Genomic DNA, 25,376 nt, shown 5'->3' on the forward strand with positions numbered 1-25,376 from the left:
CGCGCCCCCGGGGTGCTAGCAAAGTGCGTGCCGAATGGACCTCTACGCCAAAGCCAGAGACCTTGGAATTACGACCGAATATATCGACGGTCAGGGCCACCGCCGTGTGACAGACGCGGCTGCATTGCAAACGATCCTCGACGCCTTGCCGCCGCGCGAGCCGCGCCGGTTCATCGACCAGCCGGTTGTGGTCCGGCTCGGCCGTCCGGCGCCATCGGAGCTTTCGGCGGACGCCAAGTTGCCGGTCCGATGGACGATTTGGGCCAGTGGCAAAATGATGGCGAAGGGTGAGGCGCGCGACCGGGCGATATCTTGGCCACAGGATTTGCCGATCGGGGTGTATCAGTTGCGCCTGAACGACGATGCCGGATCGACCGAAGCGCTGCCGCTGATTGTCGCACCCCAACGCGCCTTTGGCGGCGATTTCGACCGCTGCTGGCTGCTGGCGGCTCAGCTCTACAGCGTACGCTCCGCGCGCAACTGGGGAATGGGCGATTTCACCGACTTGCGGGGCTTGATCGAACTCGCCCATCAGTTGGGTGCCGGTGGTGTCGGACTTAACCCGCTGCATGCGCTGTTCGATGATCGCCCCGGTGATTGTAGCCCCTATTCGCCGAACAGCCGGCTGTTCCTCAACGCGCTCTATGTCGACGTCGAGAAGTTGCCGGAATTCCGCGCCGACCCTCGCGCGAATGACAAGCTCGCGCAATTGCGCGCCGGGGACATTGTCGACTACCGCGCGGTTGCGGCGTCAAAATGGCAGGCGTTGCGCTCGGCATTTGCCAACTTCAAGGCCGGTCCGACACTCGAGCGCCGGCAGGATTTCGAACGCTTCCGGACCGCGCGCGGGCCGCTGTTGTCGCGCTTCGCCTGCTTCGAGGTCTTGCGGAAAAAGTTCAATCGGCCCTGGTGGGAATGGCCCGAGGAATGGCGACGGCCGGACGACGGCAAGTGCGGCCGTCTCCGCAAGGGCGCCGATTTCGGCGAGATTGAATTCGTCGAATTCGTGCAATGGAACGCGGACCGGCAGCTCGCGGCGTGCAGCGCGCTTGCGCACCGGCTTGGCATGAGGGTCGGGCTTTATCTCGATGTTGCCGTCGGCGTGCAATCCGACGGCTTCGATGCCTGGAACGAGCAGGTGGCGATCTCGCGCCTGCTCGGCGTCGGCGCGCCGCCGGACCCGCTCAATACCGCCGGGCAGGACTGGGGCCTTGCGGGCTTCAACGCCGCCGGCCTCGAAATACGCGCCTTCGAGCCGTATCGGGAAATGCTGCGCGCCTCGATGCGTCATGCCGGCGCTGTCAGGCTCGACCATGTGCTCGGCTTGAAGCGGCTTTATCTCGTGCCGCGCGGCTTCGGCCCGGAGAACGGCGCGTATGTGCAGATGCCGTTCGAGGCGCTGCTCGCCGCGACCGCGCAGGAGAGCGTGGTGCATCGCTGCGTCGTGATCGGCGAGGATCTCGGCACGGTGCCGGAAGGTTTCCGCGAGCAGATGAACGACTGGGGCATCTGGTCCTATCTCGTGATGATGTTCGAGCGCGACGGCAGCGGGGCATTTCGCGGCACCGGCCATTACGCCGCGAATGCGCTCGTCACCTTCAACACCCATGATCTCGCGACCTATGCTGGCTGGCGCTCGTTCAGCGATTTGAAGCTGAAGCGTTCGCTCGGGATCGATCCGGGTGAAAACGACGAGGCGCGCTGGCATGCGCTCAGCATGCTGCACGAGGTGCTGCGCCAGAATGGCATCGACCGGCATGATCTCTATTCGGTGGCCACGTTCCTCTCTCGGACCAGGTCCCGCCTGCTGACGATCTCGCTGGAGGACCTGCTCGGCCTGGTCGACCAGCCGAACATCCCCGGTACCGTCGACGAACATCCGAACTGGCGGCGGCGGCTGCCGGTGTCGATCGAGCACATTGCCTCCGCCATCGATGTCGAAGCGCTGAAGAACGCCACCCACGAGCGGTCGTGCGCGCAAGCCTGAACGGGGAGCCGTCGCCAACGTGTCTTGCAGGATCGAAGATTACGGACTGATCGGCGATTGCGAGACCGCGGCACTGGTCGGTCGTGACGGGTCCATCGACTGGCTGTGCTGGCCCGCGTTCGATTGCGATGCCTGTTTCGCGGCGCTGCTCGGCGATAACAGGCATGGCCGCTGGCTGATCGGGCCGGCGGAGCCCATCGTCAAGGCGTCTCGCCGTTACCACGACAACACGCTGATCCTGGAGACGCGGTTCGAGACGGCAGGCGGCGTGGTCGATCTGATCGACTTCATGCCCCCGCGGGGCAATGCTTCCGACGTCGTCCGGCTGGTGCGCGGCGTGAAGGGCACCGTCAGCCTGCGGATGGAGCTGATCATCCGTTTCGGCTTCGGCGCCGATATTCCGTGGGTCAAGAGGAGCCAGGATGGATCGGCGCTGCTGGCGATCTGCGGGCAGGACATGATCGTGCTCCGCTCGCCGGTGGAGACCCGTGGTCAGGACCTGACCACGATGGCCGAATTCACGGTCGGCGAAGGCGAGACCGTGCCCTTCGTGATGACTTATGGCCCCTCGCATCTGCCGATTCCGGGACCGATCGATCCTGCGCAGGCGTTACTGGACACCGAGGCGTTCTGGACCGAATGGTCGAGCCACTGCACCTACGAGGGGTTTGCCCGCAACCTCGTGCTGCGCTCGCTGATCACGCTGAAGGCGCTGACTTTCGCGCCGACCGGCGGCATCGTCGCCGCGTCCACGACCTCGCTGCCAGAGAAGCTCGGCGGCCAGCGCAACTGGGACTACCGCTACTGCTGGCTGCGCGACGCGACCTTCACGCTGCTGGCGCTGATGAACTCGGGCTATACCGAGGAGGCGCTCGCCTGGCACAATTGGCTGTTGCGCGCGGCCGCGGGAGCGCCGGCCAACATGCAGATCATGTACGGCATCATGGGCCAGCGGCGGCTGCTCGAATGGGAAGTGCGCTGGCTGCCGGGTTATGAAGGGGCGAAGCCGGTGCGCATCGGCAATGCGGCCCATGCGCAACTGCAGCTCGACGTCTACGGCGAACTGATCGATGCCTTCCACCAATCGCGCGTGGCGAAGCTGCAGCTGGACGATGCGAGCTGGTCGCTGGAATGCGCCGTGCTCGAGCACCTTGCGGCAGCATGGGACCGTCCGGACCACGGCATCTGGGAGCGTCGCGGCGCCGGCAAGCACTATGTCTTCTCGAAGGTGATGACGTGGGTGGCCTTCGATCGTGGCATCAAGAGTGCGCAGAAATTCGGCCTCGAGGCGCCCATCAACAAATGGCGGGTGCTGCGCGAGACGATCCACCGCGATGTCTGCGCCAAGGGATTTGATCGCAAGCTCAACTCGTTCGTCGAATCCTATGGTTCGAACCTGCTTGATGCCAGTGTCCTGCTGCTGCCGGCGGTGGGCTTTTTGCCGCCGACCGATTCGCGGATCCGCGGCACGCTTGCTGCGACCGAGCAATATCTGATGCGTAATGGATTCGTGATGCGGCACGATCCGCGCGAGGTCTCCGAGGAGAAGCAGCCGATTGAAGGCGCCTTCCTCGCCTGCACGCTTTGGCTTGCCGACGCCTATGTGCTCGCGGGCGAGGTCGAGAAGGCGCAAACGCTGTTCGATCGCGTGATCGCGGTTGCCAATGACCTCGGCCTGCTCGCCGAAGAGTATGACGCGATCGCCCGCCGTCAGACCGGCAATTTCCCGCAAGCGCTGACCCATATCGCGCTGATCAACACCGCACACAATCTCAGCGACGCCAAGCGAGCGGCGGAGAAGCCGGCCGTGCAGCGGTCGAAATAGGCTGCTGCCTGGACCCGCGCGACGGAACCGGCGGGTTCAACGATCATTGTTTGCAAGTATCTCACTGGAGGATCGGGAATGGCTCGCCTGTTCGCCGCAACCTTGGTTGCGTGCTTGGTGTCTGGGCCAGCATTCGCGGCAGGCCTTGATGCCGCGGCGATCAACAATGCCGGATACCGGGCTCGCCCCGCGAACGAAGACAAGGCCGATGCGACGATCATCAAGACCCAGGTCCTGCTCGACCGCGCGCTGTTCTCGCCCGGAGAGATCGACGGCAAGCTCGCCGAGAATACGCGGAAGGCGCTGTGGGCGTTCGCAGAAGCAAAAGGCCTGACGTTCCAAAAGACGCTCACCCCCGAGATCTGGGCCAAGCTGAACGAGACCAGCCAGGGCGAGATCATCACGAGCTACACGATCTCCCAAAAGGATGTGAAAGGACCGTTTGTCAGAAGGATTCCCTCCCGGCTGGAGGCCATGAAATCGCTGCCCGCGCTCGGCTACAAAAGCGCACGCGAGGCGCTCGCGGAAAAGTTCCACATGAGCGAGAGGCTGCTCGCGCAGCTCAATCCCGGCAAGAAGTTCGATCGGGCCGGCGAGACCATTCTTGTCGTCAACGGCCGTGATCCGCAGCTCAAGCTGGGCGCGGCGCGGATCGAGGTCGACAAGTCGCGGCAGACTGTCAAGGCGTTCGACGGTAGCGGCGCGCTGCTCGCGTTCTTTCCGGCAACCGTCGGCAGCGAGGACAAGCCGACGCCGAGCGGCACGCTCAAGGTGATCTCGTCCGACGCCAATCCGTATTACCGCTACAACCCGGCCTACAAGTTCAAGGGCGTGCACGCCAGGAAGGCGTTCATCATCAAGCCCGGTCCGAATAATCCGGTCGGCTCCTACTGGATCGGGCTTTCAGGGGAGGGCTACGGGATCCATGGCGCGCCCGACCCCTCGAAGATCAGCAAATCCGAATCCCATGGCTGCGTCCGCCTGACCAATTGGGACGCGACGCTGCTCGGTACGAGCGTCAAGAAAGAGACGCCAGTGGATTTTATCGAAGGCGCGGAGAACAGTGAGAGCGAACGGCGGCCCACTCGTCGTCAAGCGGTTTCGTTGTAGTTCAGGATCATCTCGATCGCCTTGGCGAAGCCGTCGTGCTCGTTGCTGTCGGTCACGAACTTGGCTTGGCTCTTGACCTCATCGGTGGCGTTGCCCATCGCAAACGGAACGCCGCTCCTGGCGAACATCGGCAGGTCGTTGCGCATGTCGCCGATGGTCGCCACCGCCTCGGTCGGAATGCCGAGCCGTTTCGCCATCGCCTCGACAAAGGTGCCCTTGTCGTAGCCAGGCGGGGTGACGTCGAGATAGTAGGTCTGCGAGCGCACGGCAGTCGCCTCGTGGCCTACCGCCTGCTGCATTGCGGCTTCGCAGCGCGCGAGCAGCGGGGCGTCCGAAGAGGCGCCGACGATCTTGCAGGCCTGGTCGAGATAGGGCGTGAAATCGGTGGCGATGGTCGGGTCGTGCCTGATGGTGTGCTGCTCGTGAGCGACATATTCGCCGTCGGGATTGGCCGTCAGCCAGCGGTCGTTGGTGAACAGCCAGATGTCGACGCCGAATTCGCGCAGCAGCTCGATGCTCCGCCGCGTGGTCGCAGACGGGATCAGGTGCTGCTCGACGGGCCTAAGCTGCGGATCGATGATCGAGCTGCCGTTGAAGGCGCCGACCGGCAGCGTGATCGACAGCGGCTCGATCAAAAACCCCATGCCGATCGAGGGACGGCTGGAGACGATGGTGAAGCCGATGCCGGCCGCATGCAGCTTGTGGGTGGCTGCTCGTGCGGCTTCGGTCAAAACCTTGTCCTTGGTCAGCAGCGTACCGTCGACGTCGGAAACAACCAGGGCGATGCGGGTCATGGGGTGACCTGTTTCATTTGGCGGATGACGTCGTCGACTATGGCTTCGACGGTGGTGTCAATCGAGACGATGATCGGACGTTCATTCGGCCCCGGCGGCTCCAAGGTCTGGAACTGGCTGGCCAGCAGGCCAGGCGGCATGAAGTGGCCCTTGCGCTGGGCGAGCCGGCTCGCGATCAGAGCCTCGCTGCCGTCGAGGAAAACGACGCGAACGTCATTCCGTCCGTGCAGGAGGATCTCGCGGTAGGCACGCTTCAGCGCCGAACAGGCGACTACCATGCGCTGGCCTACCTTGCAGACGCGGTCGATCTCGTCGGCGATTGCCTGCAGCCACGGACGGCGGTCGTCATCGGTGAGCGGCTGGCCTGCGCTCATTTTCTCGACGTTGCTTGCGGGGTGAAAGCGGTCGCCGTCCTCGAAACGCCAACTTAGCCGTTCCGCGAGCTCTTCGCCAATTGTGCTCTTGCCCGAGCCGGAGACGCCCATCACGACGAGGGCGCAGAGGGTTGCCGAATCAGCCACGAAAATTCTCCGGCCGCGCCGCCTCGTCGATCAACCAGACCGTTTCGCCGATGGATTGCACGCGGTTCGCCGGCAGGTTCTCGCCGGCGAAGGCGCGGGTCAGGATTGCGCGCTTCTCCTCGCCCGCGACCTCGAACAGCATTTCGCGACAGCAGGACAGCGTCGGCAGGGTCAGGCTGACGCGCGGCACGAACGGTTCGACATTGGCCTTGGGGACGCCGACCACCCACCGGTCGATCACCTCGATCGCGGGGTAGTTGGGAAACAGCGAGGCGGTGTGTCCATCCGGCCCGATGCCCATCAGCACCAGATCGAACAGCGGACGGGCGGCGTCGAGCGCCTCCGCGCCGTAGAACGATTTCAGCTCACGCGCATAGCGTTCCGTCGCTTCATCGGGACTTGCGGCGTCGGTCGGGATCGGGTGGATGTGGGAAGCTGGCGCGTGGCGATCCAGGAACGCGCCGCGCGCCATCGCCATGTTGTTCCTGGGGTCATCGACCGGCACGAAGCGCTCATCGCCGATGAACCAGTGCACGCGGTCCCACGGGATCCTGTCGCGGTAAGGTTCGGTTGCGAGCAACTGGTAGAGTGCTTTCGGGCTCGATCCGCCGGTCAGGCAGATCGCGATCCGACCGCCGTTCGCGGCCATCCGCGCCTGCACGCGCTCCGCGGCAGCCCTCGCCAGGGCCGCGGGATCGGCGACGGTGATGATCTGGCGGCGACCGACGGCGGCCATCGTCAGCCGCACTTTCGCCAACTGCGGCCATCACGGGTCAGCAGCGCGTTGGCGGCCTCAGGGCCCTCGCTGCCGGCCTTGTAGGGCTGCAGGCCGGCGCCGCCCGCTTTCTTCCAGGCATCGAGGAAGGGTTGCACGGCCTGCCAGCCCGCCTCGACGCTGTCGGCGCGCTGGAACAGCAGGTTGTCGCCGATCATGCAGTCATAGATCAGCGTCTCGTAGCCGGTCGACGGCTCGGCCTTGAAGTAATCCTTGTAGCGGAACTTCATCTCCACGCCGTCGATGTCGATGGTCGGACCAGGAACCTTGGTGTTGAACTGCAGTTCGATGCCCTCGGTCGGCTCCGTCGAGATCACGAGGTAATTCCGCGAGAGCTTGTCTATCGACGTGTCGCGGAACATCGCGAATGGCGCCTGCTTGAACTTGATCGCGATCTCGGTGCGCTTGGCGGCCAGCGCCTTGCCGGTGCGCAGATAGAATGGCACGCCGGCCCAGCGCCAATTGTCGATGATGAGTTTCAGTGCGGCATAGGTTTCCGTGCTGCTTCCCGGCTTGATGTCCTTGGTCTTGCAATAGTCCTCGATCTCGGTGTCGCCGATCTTGCCTCCGCGATACTGGCCGCGCACCGAATTGTGCAACGCCTCCTGCTCGCTCTGGATCTGGATCGCGGCCAGCACATCGGCTTTCTCCGTGCGCACCGAATGGGCATCAAAGCGGATCGGCGGCTCCATCGCGACCAGCGACATCAGCTGGAACAGATGGTTCGGCACCATGTCGCGCAGCGCGCCGGTCGAATCATAGAAGCTGCCGCGATGGCCGACGCCGAGCTTCTCGTTGACGGTGATCTGGACATGATCGATGTGGTTGCGATTCCAGATCGGCTCGAACATGCCGTTGGCAAAGCGCAGCACCAGGATATTCTGGACGGTTTCCTTGCCGAGGTAATGATCGATGCGATAAATCTGGTGCTCGTCCAGCAGCTTCAATAGTTCGGTGTTCAAAGCCCTGGCCGATGCCAAATCTGTGCCGAATGGCTTCTCGACGACCAGCCGCCGCCAATAGCCATTCTCGGCGAGCATGTCGGCGCGGGCGAGTTGTTTGGTGATCGGCAGGAAGGCGTTCGGAGGGGTCGCCAGATAGAACAGCCGGTTGCCGCCGGTGCCGCGCGCCGCTTCCCTTTCCCTGAGCTCCTTCGCCATCCTGTCAAAGGAATCCGGATCCTTCGGGTCGGCTTCAATCGCGGTCACGCATTCGAACAGGCGCTTGGCGATGGCCTCATCGACCGGACGGGTCGCGAACTGGCGCAATCCCTTCATCAGGCTCGCGGTCAACTCCTCGTTCGACATGCCGCCGCGGGCGACGCCGATGATGCAGAATCTGTCGGGCAAGAGATTGGTCGCGGCGAGATTGTAGAGCGCAGGAATCACCAGCCGGTGCGCAAGGTCGCCCGTGACTCCGAAGATGATGAAGGAGCAGGGGTCGGGTTTCTTTTGCGCGTGACCGTTCGTCATCGTTAAGCCTTCACTAGCTCTTTTTGGCGCCTTGCGGCGGCTCCCGGTGGCCGCCGAAACCGGCGCGCATGGCGGAAAGAATCTTCTCGGCGAAGGTGTGGTCCTTGCGCGAGCGGAAGCGGGCGAACAGCGCCGCCGTCAGCACTTCCGCGGGCACTGCCTCGTCGATCGCGGCATTGACGGTCCAGCGGCCTTCGCCGGAATCTTCGACGAAGCCGGAATAATTATCGAGGGTGGCATTCTCGGCGAGGGCAATGGCGGTGAGATCGAGCAGCCAGGATGGGATCACGCTGCCGCGGCGCCAGACCTCGGCGATATCGGCGATATCGAGATCGAAGCGGTGATCCGGCGGGAGCGCCTCACTGCCCGCGTTCTTCAGGATGTCGAAGCCCTCGGCATAGGCCTGCATCAGGCCGTATTCGATGCCGTTATGGATCATCTTGACGAAATGCCCGGCGCCGACGGGGCCGGCATGGATGTAGCCGTGCTCGATGCGAGGATCGCGGCCGTCGCGGGATGGCGTGCGCGGAATATCGCCGATGCCCGGCGCGAGCGCGCTGAAGATCGGATCGAGCCGGTCGACCACGGATTTCTCGCCGCCGATCATCATGCAGTAGCCGCGCTCGATGCCCCAGATGCCGCCCGAGGTGCCGACATCGACATAGTTCAGGCCGCGTTCCTTCAGCGCCTTGCCGCGGCGCACGTCGTCCTGCCAGAAGGTGTTGCCGCCGTCGATGATGGTATCGCCCGGCTGCATCAGCTTCGACAGCGCCTCGATCGTCGCCTCGGTGATCTTGCCGGCCGGCAGCATCACCCAGGCGGTGCGTGGCTGCTCCAGCTTGAGCACGAATTCCTCCAGCGAGGCGGAACCGGCGGCATTATCGGCGGCGAGCGCGGCGACCGCCTTCGAATCCTTGTCGTAGACCACGGCCGTATGGCCGTGGGCCATCAGTCGGCGGACGATGTTGCCACCCATCCGCCCCAAGCCGATCATGCCGAGCTGCATGTTCGTTTTCCCTAATTGAGCGCTTCGGTGAGTGCAGCATCCAGCGTCGCGAGCGCCGACCCAAGACCGCCCTTGAGATGGACGCGCAGCGCGCGCCGGCCGCGTTCGGTCAAGACGTCGAAATCGCCGCGCGCCTGCGCCGCCTTGATGACGCCGAAGCTCGCTTTCTGCCCCGGCACCGGCAGATCCGCGGCATCATCAGCGGTGATCTGCAGGAACACGCCGCTGTCGGGGCCGCCTTTGTAGGCCTGGCCGGTCGAGTGCAGGAAGCGAGGGCCGAACTCGGCGCAGGTGGCGAGACGCTTGCCGTCGCGCACGGCGAGCCGCATCTTCCGCAGCGCGTCGATGAAAGCTTTGTCGCGCTCGATATAGGCGAGCAGGGCGACATAGTCGCCGCGGTGCGAGCGCGACAGGTGCGCTCTCAGCCAGGAGCCGAGCGTGCCGTCGGCCCCGGCCTTGCGCAGCTCGGCGGCGTTGTGCTGGTCGGTGTAGAGGTCGGCCTCGGCGGTGGAGACCACCGGCTGCTCGGCCGGCAGCGATCCGGTCTTCTCGAAGGCTGCGGTCAACTCGCGGGTCTTGATCTTGGCTGCCTCGACATCCGGCTGGTTGAACGGGTTGATGCCGAGCACCGAGCCCGCCACCGCAGTCGCGATCTCGAAGCGGAAGAACTCCTGGCCGATATGGTCGATCGATGGCAGCACGATCCGGGCGACGGGATGGCCGGCCTGCTCCAGCGCCTCAAGCCTGGCGTCATATTCGGCCTCGTCCTCGCCTTCGGTGCGAAGGTCGATGAAGAAGCGGTCGTCGCCGTAAGCAGCCGGCTCGCCCAGCGTCTCGCCGTCGATCGGGATCAGCCCCTTGCCGTCCTTGCCGGTGGATTCGGCGATCAGTTGCTCGGCCCAGGCGCCGAAATCGGCGATCTTTCCGGACGAGGTGATCGTCACCTTGTCGCGGCCTTCGAGGCCGGCAAGCCCCATCGCGAGCCCGAGCTGCACGCCCGGATTCTCATGCGGCGGCACGTCGGCGCCGCAGGAGCGCACCATCGACAGCGTATGCTTGATCAGGCTGCGGACGTTGAAGCCGACGGCAGCGGCCGGCACCAGGCCGAACGGGGAGAGCACGGAGTAGCGGCCGCCGATCGTCGGCTCGCCGTAGAAGATGCGTGCAAAGCCCTGGCGCTTGGCGGTCTTCTCCAGCGACGAGCCGGGATCGGTGACCGCGATGAAGCGGTGGCCGGCCTTGGCGGCGCCGATAGCCTTGGAGACGCGGTCGAAGAAATAGTCCTTCATCACGTTCGGCTCGGTGGTGCCGCCGGATTTGCTGGATACGATGAACAGCGTCTTGGAGATATCGACCGCCGCTTCCATCGCCCGCACCTGCGCCGGATCGGTGGAATCGAGCACGTGCAGTTTCGGGAAGCCGGTCTTCTTGGCGAAGGTCGTCGCCAGCACCTCCGGCCCAAGGCTGGAGCCGCCCATGCCGAGCACGACCGCGTCGGTGAATTTCTGGCCTTTCACGCGCTCGGCGAAATCCTCATAGTCGGCGATGTCGGCTTGCGCCGGACTGGTCAGCCAGCCCAGCCATTTGTCCTCATCCTCGCCGGTCCAGACCGATTTGTCCCTTTGCCAGAGCCGGCGGACCTTGGCCGAGGAACGCCATTCCTCGGTATTCTCTTCGATTGCCTTGGCAAGCTCGCCGCCGACCTTGAGCCTCTGGCGGTCGATGCCGGTGCCGAGCGAGGTCGCGCGCTTGAACGCGACGGCGCCATAGAGCTTGTCGGCGGAATCGGCGAACAGCTTGACGCCGTCCTTGACCAGCTCGGCGGTGATGGCGTCCAGCGAGATGCCGGACTTCTCCAGTTCGTCGAGCACGCGCTGCGCGTCCTCGACGTCTTCCTCGAGGCTGTCGCGCGGCTTGCCGTGATCGCGGAAGGCCTCGAGCGTGGCCGGCGGCATGGTGTTGATGGTATCGCGGCCGATCAGCTCCTCGACATAAAGCACGTCGCTGTAGGCCTTGTTCTTGGTGCCGGTCGAGGCCCACAGCATCCGCTGCGGCTTTGCCCCCTTGGCCACGAGCTTGTCCCAGCGCGCACCCGCGAAGATGCGCTTGTAGTCCCGATACGCCAGCTTGGCGTTGGCGATCGCGACCTTGCCCTTCAGCGACGCCAGCCGCTCCTTCTCGGTGGGATCATTGGCCTTCGCGATCTTGTCGTCGAGCTGCTTGTCGACGGCGGTATCGATGCGGCTGACGAAGAAGCTCGCGACGCTCGCCACATGCGAGGGGTCGCCGCCGCCGCCAACGTATTTCTCCAGGCCCTTCAGATAGGCCTCCGCCACCTCGCGATAGACCTTTTGCGAGAACAGGAGCGTGATGTTGATGCTGATGCCTTCGCCGATCAGGCGCTCGATCGCAGGCAAGCCCTCCGGCGTCGCCGGCACCTTCACCATCAGGTTCTTGCGCCGCACCTGCTTCCAGAGCCGCTGCGCTTCGGCGATGGTCCCCTTGGTGTCCATCGCCAGATAGGGGGACACTTCGAGGCTGACGAAACCGTCCTTGCCATCGAGCCGGTCATAGACCGGACGCAGCACATCGGCGGCGTGCTGGATGTCCTCGATTGCGAGATGTTCGAACAGCTCGGCCACCGGGCGATCGCCCTTCTTCAGCGCGCTGCCGATCGCCCCGTCATATTCGTCCGAACTGCCGATCGCCTTCTCGAAGATCGACGGATTGGAGGTGACGCCTTTGACGCCGTCCTCGTCGATCAGCTTCTTGAGATCGCCCTTGGCGACGAAGCCGCGGGCCAGGAAGTCCAGCCAGACCGCTTGGCCGTGGTTTTCGAGTGCTTTGACGGGGTTCATGATGCCTGTTTCTGCTCGATCGGGTGGTCGGGTTCCCCAACAGCTTTCTGGGGCGAGGCCGCATTGTCAACACGGGGCGGAAAGGGCTGTCAGAGGGAATATGCGTATCGGAAGGGGACAACTCCACCCGGATGGGTTCGATCCCTCGTTTTTGATGCAACCGCGAACTCTGTACAATTTTATGACGGGGCGGCGCACCGGTTCAGGGCCTGAGATACAGGTAGCCCTGCGACTGCAGCTCGGCAAGGCGGACGACGCCCTTGACGGCGACCACGAAGCCGGGGAGGAGCTCCGCAGGCTGACATTCTGCGATTTCATGGTGTTGCCGCAGACGGCGAGTTCGACGCCATCCCCGGAAAACTGCTGGACGCGGCGCGACAGGTAGGGATTGGCGGAGGCCGAATGAAAGGCGCGCAGGGCCGGGCCGTGGATCACCAGGGCAATGGTAACATTCTCGGGTCCGCCGACGCCGTCGAAATGCTTCTGAAGGTTGCCGAGGACAAAGTTGACCTCATCGAGGTCGCTCAGGTGATAGACCACCTTCGGCTTGGCAGGAGGCGAGGATGCCTCGCTGGCGGCGCGGGCGCGCGAGCCGGCAAGGGTGCCGCCGATGGCCGGAAGCACGCCGCACAAGATGCTGCGTCGATGCATGGCACCCTCCCTCAATTGAGTTGGCGGGCCGACGAGCGTATTATCCGCCTGACGAGCGCATCATTTGTGTCTGATAGCGACGAGTTCCCGGCGTCGGTCACAAGCTCGGCACATTCTTCCGCGTCTGCGCGATCGACGCGAAAGATCTTGTCGTCGGCGCCGGCCGCGAGCGCGTCCTCGGCCTCTTGGTCCGGCTTGTTGCGATCCCAAATCCTGATCCGCTTAAGGCGGATGATGGTGGACTTGTCGTCCTTCGACAGCGCCACATTGATGCCGCCACCTTCACAATCGACGCCGCAGCCGAAACGGATTTCGTTGCCCGCGTCTTCTGTGACAACATGGCCGCAAAGGCTGCTGGAGTCGAAATTGCTTGCGCGGTGACGGTACTTAATTCCAAGGCGGAATGAATAGCTGGCAGTTTTTCTCCGGCGCGTTCTCCGCCGTCAGCAACAGTTTCATCGCGCTCACGTTCTGCTTTGGATGTTGCGCCCGATGATTGGCGTCATAACGGCGCACGAAGCAGGCTTAGGTCTTTTCGGCGAGCGGACCCGTGAATATTCTCTTGTCGAAGGCTGCTATTCTGTTGTCGAGAGTTGCGGCGTTGGCGCTGTCGACGCCATCTGCGGCGTGGCTGTGGCCAATTCCCGCAAGCATTGCGGCTGCGACAGCTAGATGAACGGAGAATAAAATACGCTTCATGATCTGTTCAGCGAACACAAGCGATCTATATGAAATGATACACGCCACTTCGATCGGCGCCGCAACGATGCTGCGTCACGATGTGCTTGCCGGTTTGACTTAGTCGCGGCAGTAGCCGGATGCGTTCAAACCTGTGGCAGCTCGTGGGCGTGAAGGAGCAACGCGATGGCAGCCGAGAGGCGGTCGGAATGGCATTTGCTGATGGCAAGGAGCCTGGTGTTTGTCGGGTCTTCCGGGATGCATCCCGGTAAAATCACGGATGTGGCGGACCAGCTACATGGCCAAGAAAGTAAATGACAAATCGCGTTTTTGATGAACTATTAGGCTGGCTGCTTGTTGATAAGGCAGCGGCTGCTTGCGCCGCGCATTGCGGAAGGGAGGCTGGCGAGTGTCCTATAGGTCCAGCGTGCCGACCGTGATTCGAAGTGAGGAACGCTCTGGCAATCCGGCTCGTTCTTCTCCGGCGGCGCAACATATCGTGGAGAGGGATCATGTACAACGATTCTCTGTTCAACGCTTTCGCTAGGTCGTTCGAGGCTCGAAGCCAGAGCGATATGTCGATGGCTGAATATCTCGAGTCGTGTCGAACTGATCCGATGCGATATGCGAATGCGGCAGAGCGACTACTGGCTGCGATCGGCGAGCCTCAGATGATCGACACGGCCAAGGACCCTCGCCTTGGCCGTATCTTTATGAACCGCACGATGCGCACCTATCCGGCGTTCGCTGGCTTCTATGGCATGGAGGACACGATCGAGCGGCTCGTCGGTTTCTTCCGTCACGCCGCGCAAGGCTTGGAAGAGCGCAAGCAGATCCTCTATCTGCTCGGACCGGTCGGCGGCGGTAAGTCATCGCTCGCCGAGCGGCTCAAGGCATTGATGGAAGTGCATCCGATCTACGTGCTGAAGGCCGGCGACGAACTGAGCCCGGTGTTCGAAAGCCCGCTCAGCCTGTTCGATCCGGATCAGCTCGGGCCAATGCTGGAGGAGAAGTACGGCATTCCGCAGCGGCGCCTCACGGGGTTGATGAGCCCGTGGTGCTATAAGCGGCTCGAGGCCTTCGGCGGCGACATCTCGCAATTCCGCGTCGCCAAGATCCAGCCGTCGCGGCTGCGGCAGATCGCCGTCGCCAAGACCGAGCCCGGCGACGAGAACAACCAGGACATCTCCTCCCTGGTCGGTAAGGTCGACATCCGCAAGCTCGAGACCTACGCCCAGAACGATCCCGATGCCTACAGCTATTCGGGCGGACTCAACCGCGCCAACCAGGGCATCCTCGAATTCGTCGAGATGTTCAAGGCGCCGATCAAGATGCTGCACCCGCTGCTCACGGCGACGCAGGAAGGCAACTATATCGGCACCGAGAATATCGGCGCGATCCCGTTCGGCGGCATCATCCTCGCACACTCCAACGAGGCCGAATGGCAGAGCTTCAAGGCCAACAAGAACAATGAGGCCTTCATCGACCGCATCTGCGTCATCAAGGTGCCCTACTGCCTGCGGGTCACCGAGGAGCAGAAGATCTACGAGAAGCTGATCCAGAGCTCCGAGCTTGCCAGCGCACCTTGCGCGCCTGCGACGCTGGAGACCTTGGCGCGCTTCTCGGTGATGTCGCGCCTGCGCAAGCACGAGAACTCGACGCTGTTCGCCAAGATGCGGGTCTATGACGGCGAGAGCCTGAAGGAATCCGATCCAAAGGCACGCAGCGTCCTGGAATATCGCGATGCCGCCGGCGTTGACGAAGGTATGGACGGTGTCTCGACGCGTTTCGCGTTCAAGGTGCTCGCCGCCACCTTCAACCACGACACGATAGAGGTCGGGGCTGATGCCGTGCACCTGATGTACGTGCTCGAGCATTCGATCCGGCGCGAGCAACTGCCCGAGGAAATCGAGAAGCGCTATCTCGAATTCATCAAGGCCGATCTGGCTCCGCGCTACGCGGAGTTCATCGGCAACGAGATCCAGAAGGCCTATCTCGAATCCTACTCGGATTACGGCCAGAACCTGTTCGATCGCTACGTCGATTACGCCGACGCCTGGATTGAGGATCAGGACTTCAAGGATCCCGACACCGGTCAGTTGCTCAATCGCGAGCTTCTGAACCAGGAGCTGACCAAGATCGAGAAGCCGGCCGGTATCGCCAATCCGAAAGACTTCCGCAACGAGGTGGTCAAATTCTCGCTGCGATCGCGAGCGCATAATGGCGGCAAGAACCCGAATTGGACCTCTTATGAAAAGGTCCGCGAGGTCATCGAGAAGCGGATCTTCTCGCAGGTCGAGGATTTGCTTCCGGTCATTTCGTTCGGGTCGAAGAAGGACGGCGACACCGAGAAGAAGCACGACGACTTCGTCGCGCGGATGGTGGAGCGCGGTTACACCGAGCGGCAGGTCCGCCGTCTTGTCGAATGGTATATGCGCGTGAAGCAGGCTGGCTAAGGCGGATGCAAAGTGACGATGCATATTGTCGATCGGCGCCTGAATCCGGGCGGCAAGAGCCTTGAGAACCGACAGCGGTTCTTGAGGCGGGCCAAGGCCCTGGTTCAGGGAGCCGTCAAGAAGACATCGCAGGACCGGGACATCAAGGATGTACTGGAAGGCGGTGAGGTCACGATACCGCTCGACGGCATGGATGAACCGCGGTTCCGCCGCGAGGGCGGCACGCGCGATATGGTGCTGCCCGGCAACAAGAAGTTCGTCGAAGGCGATATCCTGCAGCGTCCGAACCAGGGCGGCGGCCGGGGGACGGGGCCGGGCGAGGGTGACAGCGAGGATGCATTCCGCTTCGTCCTGAGCCGGGACGAGTTCGTCAACCTGTTTCTCGACGATCTGGAATTGCCCGACCTCGCCAAGCGCAAGCTGGCGGAGGCGGAGAGCGAAGGCCTGCATCGGGCGGGCTACACCACCTCGGGCTCGCCTGCGAACATCTCCGTAAGCCGCACCGTCAAGCTCGCACTGGCGCGTCGCGTCGCGCTGCGCCGGCCGCGGCCGGCACAGATTGCCGAGCTCGAGGCGGAGGCGGCGGAGGCCGATGAGCCGCGACGCTCCGAACTCTTGGCGCAGATCCGGGCGCTGAAGGCCAAGGCGAAACGGATTCCGTTCATCGATCCCATCGATATCCGTTATCGGCGTTTCGAGACCGTGCCCAAGCCGGTGGCTCAAGCCGTGATGTTCTGCCTGATGGACGTGTCGGGCTCGATGTCGGAACACATGAAGGACCTGGCGAAACGGTTCTACATGCTGCTCTACGTGTTCCTGAAGCGGCGTTATCGCCACGTCGAGATCGTGTTCATCCGTCACACCGACCGCGCCGAAGAGGTGGATGAGGATACGTTCTTCCATGGCCCTGCCTCCGGCGGCACGCTGGTGTCGAGCGCGTTGCAGGCCATGCACGAGATCGTCCGCACCCGATTTCGTCCGGCCGACTGGAATATCTACGCCGCGCAAGCCTCCGACGGCGATAACATGACCTCCGACAGTCTTCTGACCGGACGGCTGCTCACGGAGCAGATCCTCCCCGTCACTCAGTTCTTTGCCTATCTTGAGGTCGGCGAGGCCGCCAACTACACTTTCGACATGCCGGACTCCTCGCTGTGGACCCTTTATGAGCGTCTGCGCAGCGAGGGCGCGCCGCTGGCGATGCGCAAGGTGAGCGAGCGCAGCGAGATATTTCCGGTGTTCCAGGATCTGTTCAAACGTCGCGGCAAGCAGGAGAGGGCCACGCCATGACGATGACAGGTGAACGGCTGTTCGAGGGCGCGGACTGGGATTTCCGCACGCTGCAGCGCGTCCACGATGCCTGTGAGCAAATCGCGAAGTCGGAACTCGGCCTCGACGTCTACCCCAACCAGATCGAGGTCATCACCTCCGAACAGATGCTGGACGCCTATTCGTCGGTCGGCATGCCGCTGTTCTACAAGCATTGGTCGTTCGGCAAACACTTCGCCTTTCAGGAGGCATCCTACCGCAAGGGATACATGGGCCTTGCCTATGAGATCGTGATCAATTCGTCGCCCTGCATTTCCTACCTGATGGAAGAAAACACCGCGACGATGCAGACGCTGGTGATCGCGCATGCCGCGTTCGGCCACAATCATTTCTTCAAGAACAACTACCTGTTCAGGCAGTGGACCGATGCCGATGGCATCCTCGACTATCTCGAATTCGCCAAGGGCTATATCGCGCACTGCGAGGACCGCTATGGCCGGCATGCGGTCGAACTTACGCTCGACGCCGCGCATGCCTTGATGTCGCACGGCATCGATCGCTATCCCGGCAAGAAGAAGCTCGACCTGCGCACCGAGGAGAAGCGCGCCGGCGATCGCCGCGCGCATGAAGAGAGCGCCTTCAATGATCTCTGGCGCACGGTGCCGGCCGGACCGGCGAAGACCAGGGCCGCGCTGACCGCGGAGCGCCGCCGAACCCTGCTCGGGCTGCCGCAGGAAAACATCCTCTACTTCCTGGAGAAGACCGCGCCGCGGCTGCAGCCCTGGCAGCGTGAAGTGCTGCGCATCGTCCGCCACATCGCGCAGTATTTCTATCCGCAGAGCCAGACCAAGGTGATGAACGAGGGCACGGCGACCCACGTCCATTACCGCATCCTGAACCGGCTGCACCAGCAGGGCCGCATCTCCGACGGCAACTTCCTCGAATTCCTGCAGTCGCACACGAACGTGGTGTTCCAGCCGGATTTCGACGATCCCCGCTTCTCCGGCTTCAACCCCTACGCGCTCGGCTTTGCGATGATGCAGGATATCGAGCGCATCGTGACCGAGCCGGAGGACGAGGACCGCGAATGGTTCCCCGACATCGCGGGCAAGGGAGATGTCATGGGCGTGTTGCGCGATGTCTGGGCCAACTACCGCGACGAGAGCTTCATCGGCCAGTTCCTGAGCCCGCGGCTGATGCGGCGCCTGCGCCTGTTTCATCTGCATGACGATCCCGCGGAGACCGCCGGCATCCGTGTCGATGCCATCCACGACGAGCGAGGCTATCGCCGCGTGCGTCGCGAACTGGCGCGGCAATACGACGTTGGCTTCATCGATCCCAACATCGAGGTCATCGATGTCGACCTGGAAGGCGACCGCCGGCTGATGTTGCGCCACACCGTCGTGAAGGGATCGCAACTGGTTGAAACCGACACGCGGCGCGTGCTGCAGCACCTCGCCGATCTCTGGAGCTACGACGTCGTGCTCACCGAGGTCGATACGACAGACAAGGTGCTGAAGGAATATGTCGTTAGCCCACGCATCCTGCCGGCGGTAGCGTAGCCTTCTTCTCAAGTCGAGCAGCGAACTTGGCCTGACCTCGCCCCGCGTGCGGGGAGAGGTCGAAATTCAAGCGCAGCTTGAATTTCGGGTGAGGGGCAGTCTCCGCGAGTCCATCTGTCACCATTTTGCGGATAGAGCCCCTCACCCCGACCCTCTCCCCGCGAAGAGCGGGGAGAGGGAGAGCCGAGAGACTGTGTCGCGTGCCCAATTGCCGGCGCGCGGAATTCTTGCGCGATTGCTTCATCTCTTGCGATTGGTATGGTGCGCGCGGTCGAAAAAACCAAAAAGGATATAGACCGTGACAACTCGTAAATGTCTGGCGGGCGCGCTCGCCTCCGCCGCGCTCTCGATGCTGACGATCTCCGCTTCGCTCAGTGCCGAAACCACCATCAAGCTTGGAAACACCGCTCCCTACAGCGGGCCCGCGTCGGCCTACAGCACCATTGCGCGCGCGGAAGCTGCGTATTTCCAGATGCTGAACGACCAGGGCGGCATCAACGGTCGCAAGGTCGAGTTCGACAGCCTGGCCGATGCCTACTCGCCGTCGAAGACGGTGGAGCAGACGCGCAAGCTCGTCGAGCAGGATGAGGTGCTTGCGCTGTTCAGTTCCGTCGGCACCGCGCCCAATATCGCCGTTCAGAAATACCTGAACATCAAGCGCGTGCCGCAGCTCTTCGTCTCCTCGGGCGCGACACGGTGGAACGACCCGAAACAATTCCCCTGGACCGTCGGCTTCAACCCGACCTACGAACTCGAAGGCAGGCTCTACGCCAAATACATTCTCAAAACCAAGCCGGATGCCAAGATCGCCGTCATCACGCCGAACGAGGACGCCGGCAAGGATTATCTGAGGGGCTTCAAGGATGGCCTCGGCGAGCATGCCGGCCAGATCGTGTCGGAGACGACCTATCTGACCAGTGATCCCACCATCGATTCACAGATGGTGTCGATGCGCGAGTCCGGCGCGGACGTGTTCTTCGCCGAGGCTACTCCGAAATTCGCGGCCCAAGCGCTACGCAAGGCGGCCAGCATGGGTTGGAAGCCGCTTATCATCCTGCCGACTGTCTCCAATTCCGTGTCCGCCGTGCTCGAACCGGCCGGCCTCGAGAATGCGGTCGGTGTCGTCACCGGCCTGTACCTGAAGGATCCGACCGATCCGCGCTGGGCCGACGATCCCGCGCAGAAGGAATTCTCGGCGTGGATGAAGAAGTATCAGCCGAATGCCAGTCCCGGCGACCTCTTCAATGTGCAGGGCTATACCGTTGCCGGCGTGATGGCCGCGGTGCTGAAGAACTGCAAGGGCGATCTCAGCCGCGACAACATCATCAAGCAGGCCACCAACCTGAACGGCCTCGAACTGCCGATGCTGCTGCCGGGCATCAAGGTGACGACCGAGCCGACCAACGTCACGCCCATCAGGCAAATCCAGATGGCGCGGTTCGACGGCAAGTCATGGGTCCTGTTCGGCGACGTGCTGAGCGAGAAGTGATGCATGGGGCCCTTCCTTCACCTCCCCCCGCTTGCGGGGGAGGTCGGCGCACCCGGATCGGCGCTTCGCGCCGTCCGAGTACAGGCTCCGCGCCGGGTGAGCGGACTCCCGCAAGCGGGAGAGGGAGCACTCAGCGCAGGCCGGCGTTGATCTTGTCCAGCGCGGCGGAGCCCGGGCAGAGCTCCCTCGCATCGAGCGTATTGAGCGGCGTCTCGACGGTGTCGAGATGGGCGTGCAGATCCTCCGCTTCCGGATCGACATACAGAAGCCCGGTGACGATCTGGCCCTTGGCGGCGTGCTTCTGCAGGAAGGTCATGGCCCCTAACCGGTCGTGCGGATCGTAATCGGCGTCGAGCTTGCGAAGCGCGATCCGCGAGCCGTCGTGCTGCTCCACCACCTGCACCGTGCCGGGCGCATAGTCGACATGGATCGGCTCGCGGCCGACCAGCACGTCGAGCCGGTTCACCGCATCATTGTGCTCGCGGACATAGTCGAAGCTCTTGGTCGAACCGGCGTGATTGTTGAAGGCGATGCAGGGGCTGATGACGTCGATGAAGGAGGCGCCCTTGTGCTGGATCGCGGCCGCGATCAGCGGCACGAGCTGGGTCTTGTCGCCGGAGAAGCTGCGCGCCACGAAGGTCGCTCCGAGCTGCAGCGCGATCGCGACCAGGTCGATCGCGTTGTCGGTGTTGACCACGCCCTTCTTCGATCTCGAGCCGCGGTCGGCGGTAGCCGAGAACTGGCCCTTGGTCAGGCCATAGACGCCGTTGTTCTCAACGATATAGGTCATGTTGACGCCGCGGCGGATCGAATGCGCGAACTGGCCGAAGCCGATCGAAGCGCTATCGCCGTCGCCAGAGGCGCCGAGATAGATCAGGTCCCGGTTGGCGAGGTTGGCGCCGGTCAGGACCGACGGCATGCGGCCATGAACCGAATTGAAGCCGTGCGAATTGCCGAGGAAATAATCTGGCGTCTTCGACGAGCAGCCGATGCCGGAGATCTTCGCCACCCGGTGCGGCTCGATCGAAAGCTCGAAGCAGGCCTCGATGATCGAGGCCGTGATCGAGTCGTGGCCGCAGCCGGCGCACAGCGTCGAGATCTTGCCCTCGTAGTCGCGGTGGGTGTAGCCGAGCTCGTTCTTCTTCAGGCCGGGATGATGGAATTTCGGCTTTGCGATGTAGGTCATGACACGGCCTTGCGCAGTGGGGTCACCTTGAGATGGTCCTGGTGGTCGCCGATCGAATCCGCAATGAAGCGTGCGGTGATCGGGGTACCGTCATAATGCAGGATCGGCACCAGCCGCACCGGGTCGATGCCGTTCTCGTTGACGATCAATTGCCGGAGCTGCGCGTCGCGGTTCTGCTCGACGACGTAAACGAAATCGTGGTCGGCGATGAAGCTCGCGACGCTGGAGTGGAACGGGAAGGCACGGATACGCAGCCGGTCCAGATGATGGCCGCGCGCCTCCAGCATCTCGATCGCCTCGTCCATCGCCGGCGAGGTCGAGCCGAAATAGATCACGCCGTATTTGGTCGGCTTGGCCGCATTGGCCTGCAGCGGCCGCGGCACCAGGTCCTGCGCAGTCTCGAACTTGCGCACCAGGCGCTGCATGTTGTCGGCATAAACCGGGCCTTCCTCCGAGTAGCGCGCATAGCGGTCGCGCGAGGTGCCGCGGGTGAAGAACGAGCCCTTGGTCGGGTGCGTGCCGGGATAGGTGCGGTAGGGGATGCCGTCGCCATCGACGTCGAGATAGCGGCCGAAATCGCGGCCTTCTTCCAGCATCTCCTTGGTCATCACCTTGCCGCGGTCATATTGCCGCGCATCGTCCCAGCGCAGCGGCCGGCACAGGCGGTGGTTCATGCCGATATCGAGATCGAGCATCACGAAGATCACGGTCTGCAACCGCTCGGCGAGATCGAAGGCGGTCGCGGCAAACTCGAAGGCCTCCGCCGGATCCTCGGGAAACAGCAGCACATGCTTGGTATCGCCGTGCGAAGCATAGGCGCAGGCGATGATGTCGCATTGCTGGGTGCGCGTCGGCATGCCGGTCGAAGGACCGGCGCGCTGCACATTCATGATCACGGCCGGAATTTCGGCGAAGTAGGACAGCCCGATGAACTCCGTCATCAGCGAGATGCCGGGGCCGGAGGTCGCGGTGAAAGCGCGCGCGCCGTTCCAGGAGGCGCCGATCACGATGCCGATCGAAGCAAGTTCGTCTTCGGCTTGGACGATCGCGTATTTCGCCTTGCCGGTTTCGGGATCGTGCCGCAGCTTCTTGCAGTGGCTCGTAAAGGCGTCGGCGAGCGAGGATGACGGCGTGATCGGGTACCACGCGCAGACCGTGGCGCCGCCATAGACCGCGCCGAGCGCGGCCGCGCTGTTGCCTTCAATGAAGATGCGGTCGCCGACTTTGTCGGCCCTCTTCACTCTGAGCCCGACCGGGCATTTCAGGTTCTGCAGCGCCCAGTCGCGGCCGAGATGCAGCGCGTGGACGTTGGAGGAGAGCAGCTTCTCCTTGCCCTTGTACTGCTCGCCGATCAATTGCTCGATCAGCTTCGGATCCATCTCGAGCAGCGCAGACAGCGCGCCGAGATAGATGATGTTCTTGAACAGTTGCCGTTGCCGCGGATCGCTATAGGTCGAGTTGGTGATCGCGGTCAGCGGCACGCCGATCACGGTGATGTCGGCGCGGAATTTCGACGACGGCATCGGCTTGGTGGAATCGTAGAACAGATAGCCACCGGGCTCGATCGAGGCGACATCCTTGTCCCAGGTCTGCGGGTTCATCGCCACCATCATGTCGACGCCGCCTCGGGCGCCAAGATGGCCGGCTTCGGTCACCCGCACCTCATACCAGGTCGGCAGGCCCTGGATGTTGGAAGGGAAGATGTTGCGCGGTGAGACCGGCACGCCGTGGCGCAGGATCGCACGCGCGAACAGTTCGTTGGCGCTCGCCGAACCCGAGCCGTTGACGTTGGCGAAGCGGACGACGAAGTCGTTTACGCTGCTGATCGGGCTTTGGACTGACATGTTGATCCCGCGTGAACCATATCGATGAGGTATTTCTGCATGTCCCAGGCGCCGGTCGGGCAGCGCTCGGCGCACAGCCCGCAATGCAGACAGACGTCCTCGTCCTTCGCCATGATGCGGCCGGTCTTCAGGCCATCGGCGATATAGAGTGCCTGGTCGTGATGCGGCGAGGGCGCCTTCAGCCGCTGCCGCAGATCGTCCTCCTCGCCGTTCTGCGTGAAGGTGATGCAATCCATCGGGCAGATATCGACGCAGGCGTCGCATTCGATGCAGAGCGGCGCGGTGAACACCGTCTGCACGTCGCAGTTCAGGCAGCGCTGCGCTTCGCCCAGCGCGAGCTTGAGATCGTAGCCAAGCTCGACCTCGGCGCGGATATCCTTCAGCGCGATCACCTTGTCGCGATGCGGCACCTTGAAGCGCTTGTCGGCGGAGATGTCGTTGTCATAGCTCCATTCATGGATGCCCATCTTCTGCGAGGAGACCTGCACCTCGGGCAGCGGGCGCTCGGTGATATCCTCGCCGGACAGCATCTTGTGAATAGAGAGCGCAGCGTCATGGCCATGCGCCACCGCCCAGATGATGTTCTTCGGGCCGAACGCGGCGTCGCCGCCGAAGAACACTTTTGGATTGGTGGAGGCGAAGGTCTTCGGATCGACCTTCGGCATGTGCCATTTGTCGAATTCGATGCCACAATCGGCCTCGATCCAGGGGAAGGCGTTCTCCTGGCCGACCGCGACCAGCACGTCGTCGCAGGCCACGGTCTCGTCCGGCTCGCCCGACGGCACCAGGTTCCGGCGGCCCTTGGCGTCGTATTCGGCCTTCACCTTCTGGAAGGTGACGCCGGTCAGCTTGCCGTTGTCGTGGATGAAGGCGACCGGCACCATGTAGTTGAGGATCGGGATATCCTCGTGAAGCGCGTCTTCCTTCTCCCAGGGAGAAGCCTTCATCTCGTCGAAGCCGGAGCGGACGATCACTTTCACGTCCTGGCCGCCGAGGCGGCGCGCGGTGCGGCAGCAATCCATCGCCGTGTTGCCGCCGCCGAGCACGATCACGCGGCGGCCGATTTTTTCGATGTGGCCGAACGATACGGATGCCAGCCACTCGATGCCGATATGGACGTTGGCAGCGGCTTCCTTGCGGCCGGGAATGTCGAGCTCACGTCCGCGCGGCGCACCGGAGCCGACGAAGATCGCGTCGTAGTTCTCATCGAGCAGTTTCTTCAGGCTGTCGACGCGGTGGCCGCCCTTAAACTCGATGCCGAGGTTGAGGATGTAGTCGGTCTCCTCGTCGATGACGGAGTCAGGCAAGCGGAATTTCGGGATCTGGCTCCGCATCATGCCGCCGGCCTTCGGATCGGAATCGAACACGGTGCAGTGATAGCCGAGCGGCGCGAGATCGCGCGCGACCGTGAGGGAAGCGGGACCGCCGCCGACCAGCGCGATGCGCTTGCCGTTCTTCGGCCCGGGCCGCGGCAGGCGGTGCTTGATGTCATCCTTGAAGTCGGCCGCGACGCGCTTCAGGCGGCAGATCGCGACCGGATTTTCCTCGATGCGGCCGCGGCGGCACGCCGGCTCGCATGGACGATCGCAGGTGCGCCCCAGGATGCCGGGGAACACGTTGGATCTCCAATTGATCATGTAGGCGTCGCTGTAACGGCCCTCGGCAATCAAACGGATATATTCAGGGACCGGTGTGTGGGCGGGGCAGGCCCATTGGCAGTCGACAACTTTGTGAAAGTAGTCCGGCGCCGAGATATCAGTCGGTTTCATTCCTACCTTATCCGCGCTGACCCGAAGTCGCAGCCCAAGTCAGATGCGCGGCCTTATCTTTGCCTGCGAACGCCCAACGGACGGGCGTTCTTCTGGTTTTTCAATTGCATCATACCTGTCTCTT

At 63.2% G+C, this 25,376-nt stretch carries 16 protein-coding genes and 2 pseudogenes; 7 read left to right on the forward strand and 11 right to left on the reverse strand.

The annotated features are described in order from the left end of the window. Positions 1 to 34 precede the first annotated feature (34 nt). The 3 genes from malQ (at position 35) to J6497_RS14390 (ending at position 4,922) form a co-directional block, all read left to right on the forward strand. The gene (gene malQ / locus J6497_RS14380; protein WP_225704912.1) at positions 35 to 1,987 is read left to right on the forward strand and encodes a 4-alpha-glucanotransferase; all 1,953 of its coding nucleotides are present in this window, start codon (positions 35 to 37) and stop codon (positions 1,985 to 1,987) included. 19 nt (positions 1,988 to 2,006) lie between these two features. Next, positions 2,007 to 3,812, forward strand: coding sequence for a glycoside hydrolase family 15 protein (locus J6497_RS14385; RefSeq protein WP_225704913.1), 1,806 nt, complete (start codon positions 2,007 to 2,009; stop codon positions 3,810 to 3,812). 78 nt (positions 3,813 to 3,890) lie between these two features. Continuing rightward, positions 3,891 to 4,922, forward strand: coding sequence for a L,D-transpeptidase family protein (locus tag J6497_RS14390; protein ID WP_225704914.1), 1,032 nt, complete (start codon positions 3,891 to 3,893; stop codon positions 4,920 to 4,922). Here the strand turns inward: J6497_RS14390 and J6497_RS14395 are convergent. The 8 genes and pseudogenes from J6497_RS14395 to J6497_RS14430 form a co-directional block, all read right to left on the reverse strand. Next, positions 4,904 to 5,716, reverse strand: a complete 813-nt coding sequence (locus tag J6497_RS14395) for a Cof-type HAD-IIB family hydrolase (RefSeq protein WP_225704915.1) — start codon at positions 5,714 to 5,716, stop codon at positions 4,904 to 4,906. The two genes, J6497_RS14390 and J6497_RS14395, sit on opposite strands and share 19 nt — an antisense overlap. After that, positions 5,713 to 6,201 (reverse strand): gluconokinase, encoded by a 489-nt coding sequence (locus tag J6497_RS14400; RefSeq protein ID WP_225704953.1) that lies wholly within the window; start codon positions 6,199 to 6,201, stop codon positions 5,713 to 5,715. Before J6497_RS14400 ends, J6497_RS14395 begins: the two co-directional genes overlap by 4 nt. Positions 6,202 to 6,229: 28 nt before the next feature. Then, positions 6,230 to 6,973 carry a 6-phosphogluconolactonase gene (gene pgl / locus J6497_RS14405; protein ID WP_225704954.1) on the reverse strand — a complete coding sequence of 248 codons (744 nt, stop codon included), beginning with the start codon at positions 6,971 to 6,973 and terminating at the stop codon, positions 6,230 to 6,232. 2 nt (positions 6,974 to 6,975) lie between these two features. Next, positions 6,976 to 8,484, reverse strand: coding sequence for a glucose-6-phosphate dehydrogenase (gene zwf / locus J6497_RS14410; RefSeq protein WP_225704916.1), 1,509 nt, complete (start codon positions 8,482 to 8,484; stop codon positions 6,976 to 6,978). Positions 8,485 to 8,497: 13 nt separating this feature from the next. Further along, positions 8,498 to 9,490, reverse strand: coding sequence for a phosphogluconate dehydrogenase (NAD(+)-dependent, decarboxylating) (gene gnd / locus J6497_RS14415; protein WP_225704917.1), 993 nt, complete (start codon positions 9,488 to 9,490; stop codon positions 8,498 to 8,500). An 11-nt stretch (positions 9,491 to 9,501) separates the two neighbouring features. After that, the gene (locus J6497_RS14420; protein WP_225704918.1) at positions 9,502 to 12,348 is read right to left on the reverse strand and encodes a bifunctional transaldolase/phosoglucose isomerase; all 2,847 of its coding nucleotides are present in this window, start codon (positions 12,346 to 12,348) and stop codon (positions 9,502 to 9,504) included. A gap of 202 nt (positions 12,349 to 12,550) precedes the next feature. Next, positions 12,551 to 12,999: pseudogene (locus J6497_RS14425) on the reverse strand (DsrE family protein). 60 nt (positions 13,000 to 13,059) lie between these two features. After that, a pseudogene (locus J6497_RS14430) lies at positions 13,060 to 13,653 on the reverse strand (hypothetical protein). Positions 13,654 to 14,189: 536 nt separating this feature from the next. On the opposite strand from J6497_RS14430, the gene J6497_RS14440 reads away from it, so the two are divergent. The 4 genes from J6497_RS14440 to J6497_RS14455 all read left to right on the forward strand — a co-directional run bounded on the left by J6497_RS14440 (position 14,190) and on the right by J6497_RS14455 (position 20,453). Continuing rightward, positions 14,190 to 16,133, forward strand: a complete 1,944-nt coding sequence (locus J6497_RS14440; protein ID WP_225704920.1) for a PrkA family serine protein kinase — start codon at positions 14,190 to 14,192, stop codon at positions 16,131 to 16,133. Between the two features lie 18 nt (positions 16,134 to 16,151). Then, positions 16,152 to 17,423, forward strand: coding sequence for a YeaH/YhbH family protein (locus tag J6497_RS14445; protein ID WP_225704955.1), 1,272 nt, complete (start codon positions 16,152 to 16,154; stop codon positions 17,421 to 17,423). Next, on the forward strand, positions 17,420 to 18,964 hold the full coding sequence (locus tag J6497_RS14450; RefSeq protein ID WP_376708203.1) for a SpoVR family protein: 1,545 nt from the start codon (positions 17,420 to 17,422) through the stop codon (positions 18,962 to 18,964). The genes J6497_RS14445 and J6497_RS14450 overlap by 4 nt, the downstream gene beginning before the upstream one ends. Positions 18,965 to 19,313: 349 nt before the next feature. Next, positions 19,314 to 20,453 carry an ABC transporter substrate-binding protein gene (locus tag J6497_RS14455; RefSeq protein WP_249793562.1) on the forward strand — a complete coding sequence of 380 codons (1,140 nt, stop codon included), beginning with the start codon at positions 19,314 to 19,316 and terminating at the stop codon, positions 20,451 to 20,453. Between the two features lie 130 nt (positions 20,454 to 20,583). On the opposite strand, the gene J6497_RS14460 is transcribed toward J6497_RS14455, so the two are convergent. Genes J6497_RS14460 through J6497_RS14470 form a run of 3 tightly spaced genes read right to left on the reverse strand, consistent with a single transcriptional unit; the run spans position 20,584 to position 25,252 of the window. Next, positions 20,584 to 21,639, reverse strand: a complete 1,056-nt coding sequence (locus J6497_RS14460) for a 2-oxoacid:ferredoxin oxidoreductase subunit beta (protein ID WP_225704922.1) — start codon at positions 21,637 to 21,639, stop codon at positions 20,584 to 20,586. Continuing rightward, complete coding sequence (locus J6497_RS14465; protein WP_225704923.1) at positions 21,636 to 23,483, reverse strand: 2-oxoacid:acceptor oxidoreductase subunit alpha; 1,848 nt, start codon at positions 23,481 to 23,483, stop codon at positions 21,636 to 21,638. The genes J6497_RS14460 and J6497_RS14465 overlap by 4 nt, the downstream gene beginning before the upstream one ends. Beyond that, the gene (locus tag J6497_RS14470; RefSeq protein ID WP_225704924.1) at positions 23,453 to 25,252 is read right to left on the reverse strand and encodes an FAD-dependent oxidoreductase; all 1,800 of its coding nucleotides are present in this window, start codon (positions 25,250 to 25,252) and stop codon (positions 23,453 to 23,455) included. The genes J6497_RS14465 and J6497_RS14470 overlap by 31 nt, the downstream gene beginning before the upstream one ends. Positions 25,253 to 25,376: the final 124 nt, after the last annotated feature.

This window comes from Bradyrhizobium cenepequi (assembly GCF_020329485.1).
GTDB lineage: Bacteria > Pseudomonadota > Alphaproteobacteria > Rhizobiales > Xanthobacteraceae > Bradyrhizobium > Bradyrhizobium cenepequi.

What these genes read in the sequence shown, in the direction of transcription:
- malQ (WP_225704912.1), top strand. Translation starts at nt 35, where the DNA reads ATGGACCTCTACGCCAAAGCCAGAGACCTTGGAATTACGACCGAATAT.
- J6497_RS14390 (WP_225704914.1), top strand. Translation starts at nt 3,891, where the DNA reads ATGGCTCGCCTGTTCGCCGCAACCTTGGTTGCGTGCTTGGTGTCTGGG.
- J6497_RS14395 (WP_225704915.1), bottom strand. Translation starts at nt 5,716, where the DNA reads ATGACCCGCATCGCCCTGGTTGTTTCCGACGTCGACGGTACGCTGCTG.
- J6497_RS14400 (WP_225704953.1), bottom strand. Translation starts at nt 6,201, where the DNA reads ATGGGCGTCTCCGGCTCGGGCAAGAGCACAATTGGCGAAGAGCTCGCG.
- pgl (WP_225704954.1), bottom strand. Translation starts at nt 6,973, where the DNA reads ATGGCCGCCGTCGGTCGCCGCCAGATCATCACCGTCGCCGATCCCGCG.
- zwf (WP_225704916.1), bottom strand. Translation starts at nt 8,484, where the DNA reads ATGACGAACGGTCACGCGCAAAAGAAACCCGACCCCTGCTCCTTCATC.
- gnd (WP_225704917.1), bottom strand. Translation starts at nt 9,490, where the DNA reads ATGCAGCTCGGCATGATCGGCTTGGGGCGGATGGGTGGCAACATCGTC.
- J6497_RS14420 (WP_225704918.1), bottom strand. Translation starts at nt 12,348, where the DNA reads ATGAACCCCGTCAAAGCACTCGAAAACCACGGCCAAGCGGTCTGGCTG.
- J6497_RS14440 (WP_225704920.1), top strand. Translation starts at nt 14,190, where the DNA reads ATGTACAACGATTCTCTGTTCAACGCTTTCGCTAGGTCGTTCGAGGCT.
- J6497_RS14445 (WP_225704955.1), top strand. Translation starts at nt 16,152, where the DNA reads ATGCATATTGTCGATCGGCGCCTGAATCCGGGCGGCAAGAGCCTTGAG.
- J6497_RS14450 (WP_376708203.1), top strand. Translation starts at nt 17,420, where the DNA reads ATGACGATGACAGGTGAACGGCTGTTCGAGGGCGCGGACTGGGATTTC.
- J6497_RS14455 (WP_249793562.1), top strand. Translation starts at nt 19,314, where the DNA reads ATGCTGACGATCTCCGCTTCGCTCAGTGCCGAAACCACCATCAAGCTT.
- J6497_RS14460 (WP_225704922.1), bottom strand. Translation starts at nt 21,639, where the DNA reads ATGACCTACATCGCAAAGCCGAAATTCCATCATCCCGGCCTGAAGAAG.
- J6497_RS14465 (WP_225704923.1), bottom strand. Translation starts at nt 23,483, where the DNA reads ATGTCAGTCCAAAGCCCGATCAGCAGCGTAAACGACTTCGTCGTCCGC.
- J6497_RS14470 (WP_225704924.1), bottom strand. Translation starts at nt 25,252, where the DNA reads ATGAAACCGACTGATATCTCGGCGCCGGACTACTTTCACAAAGTTGTC.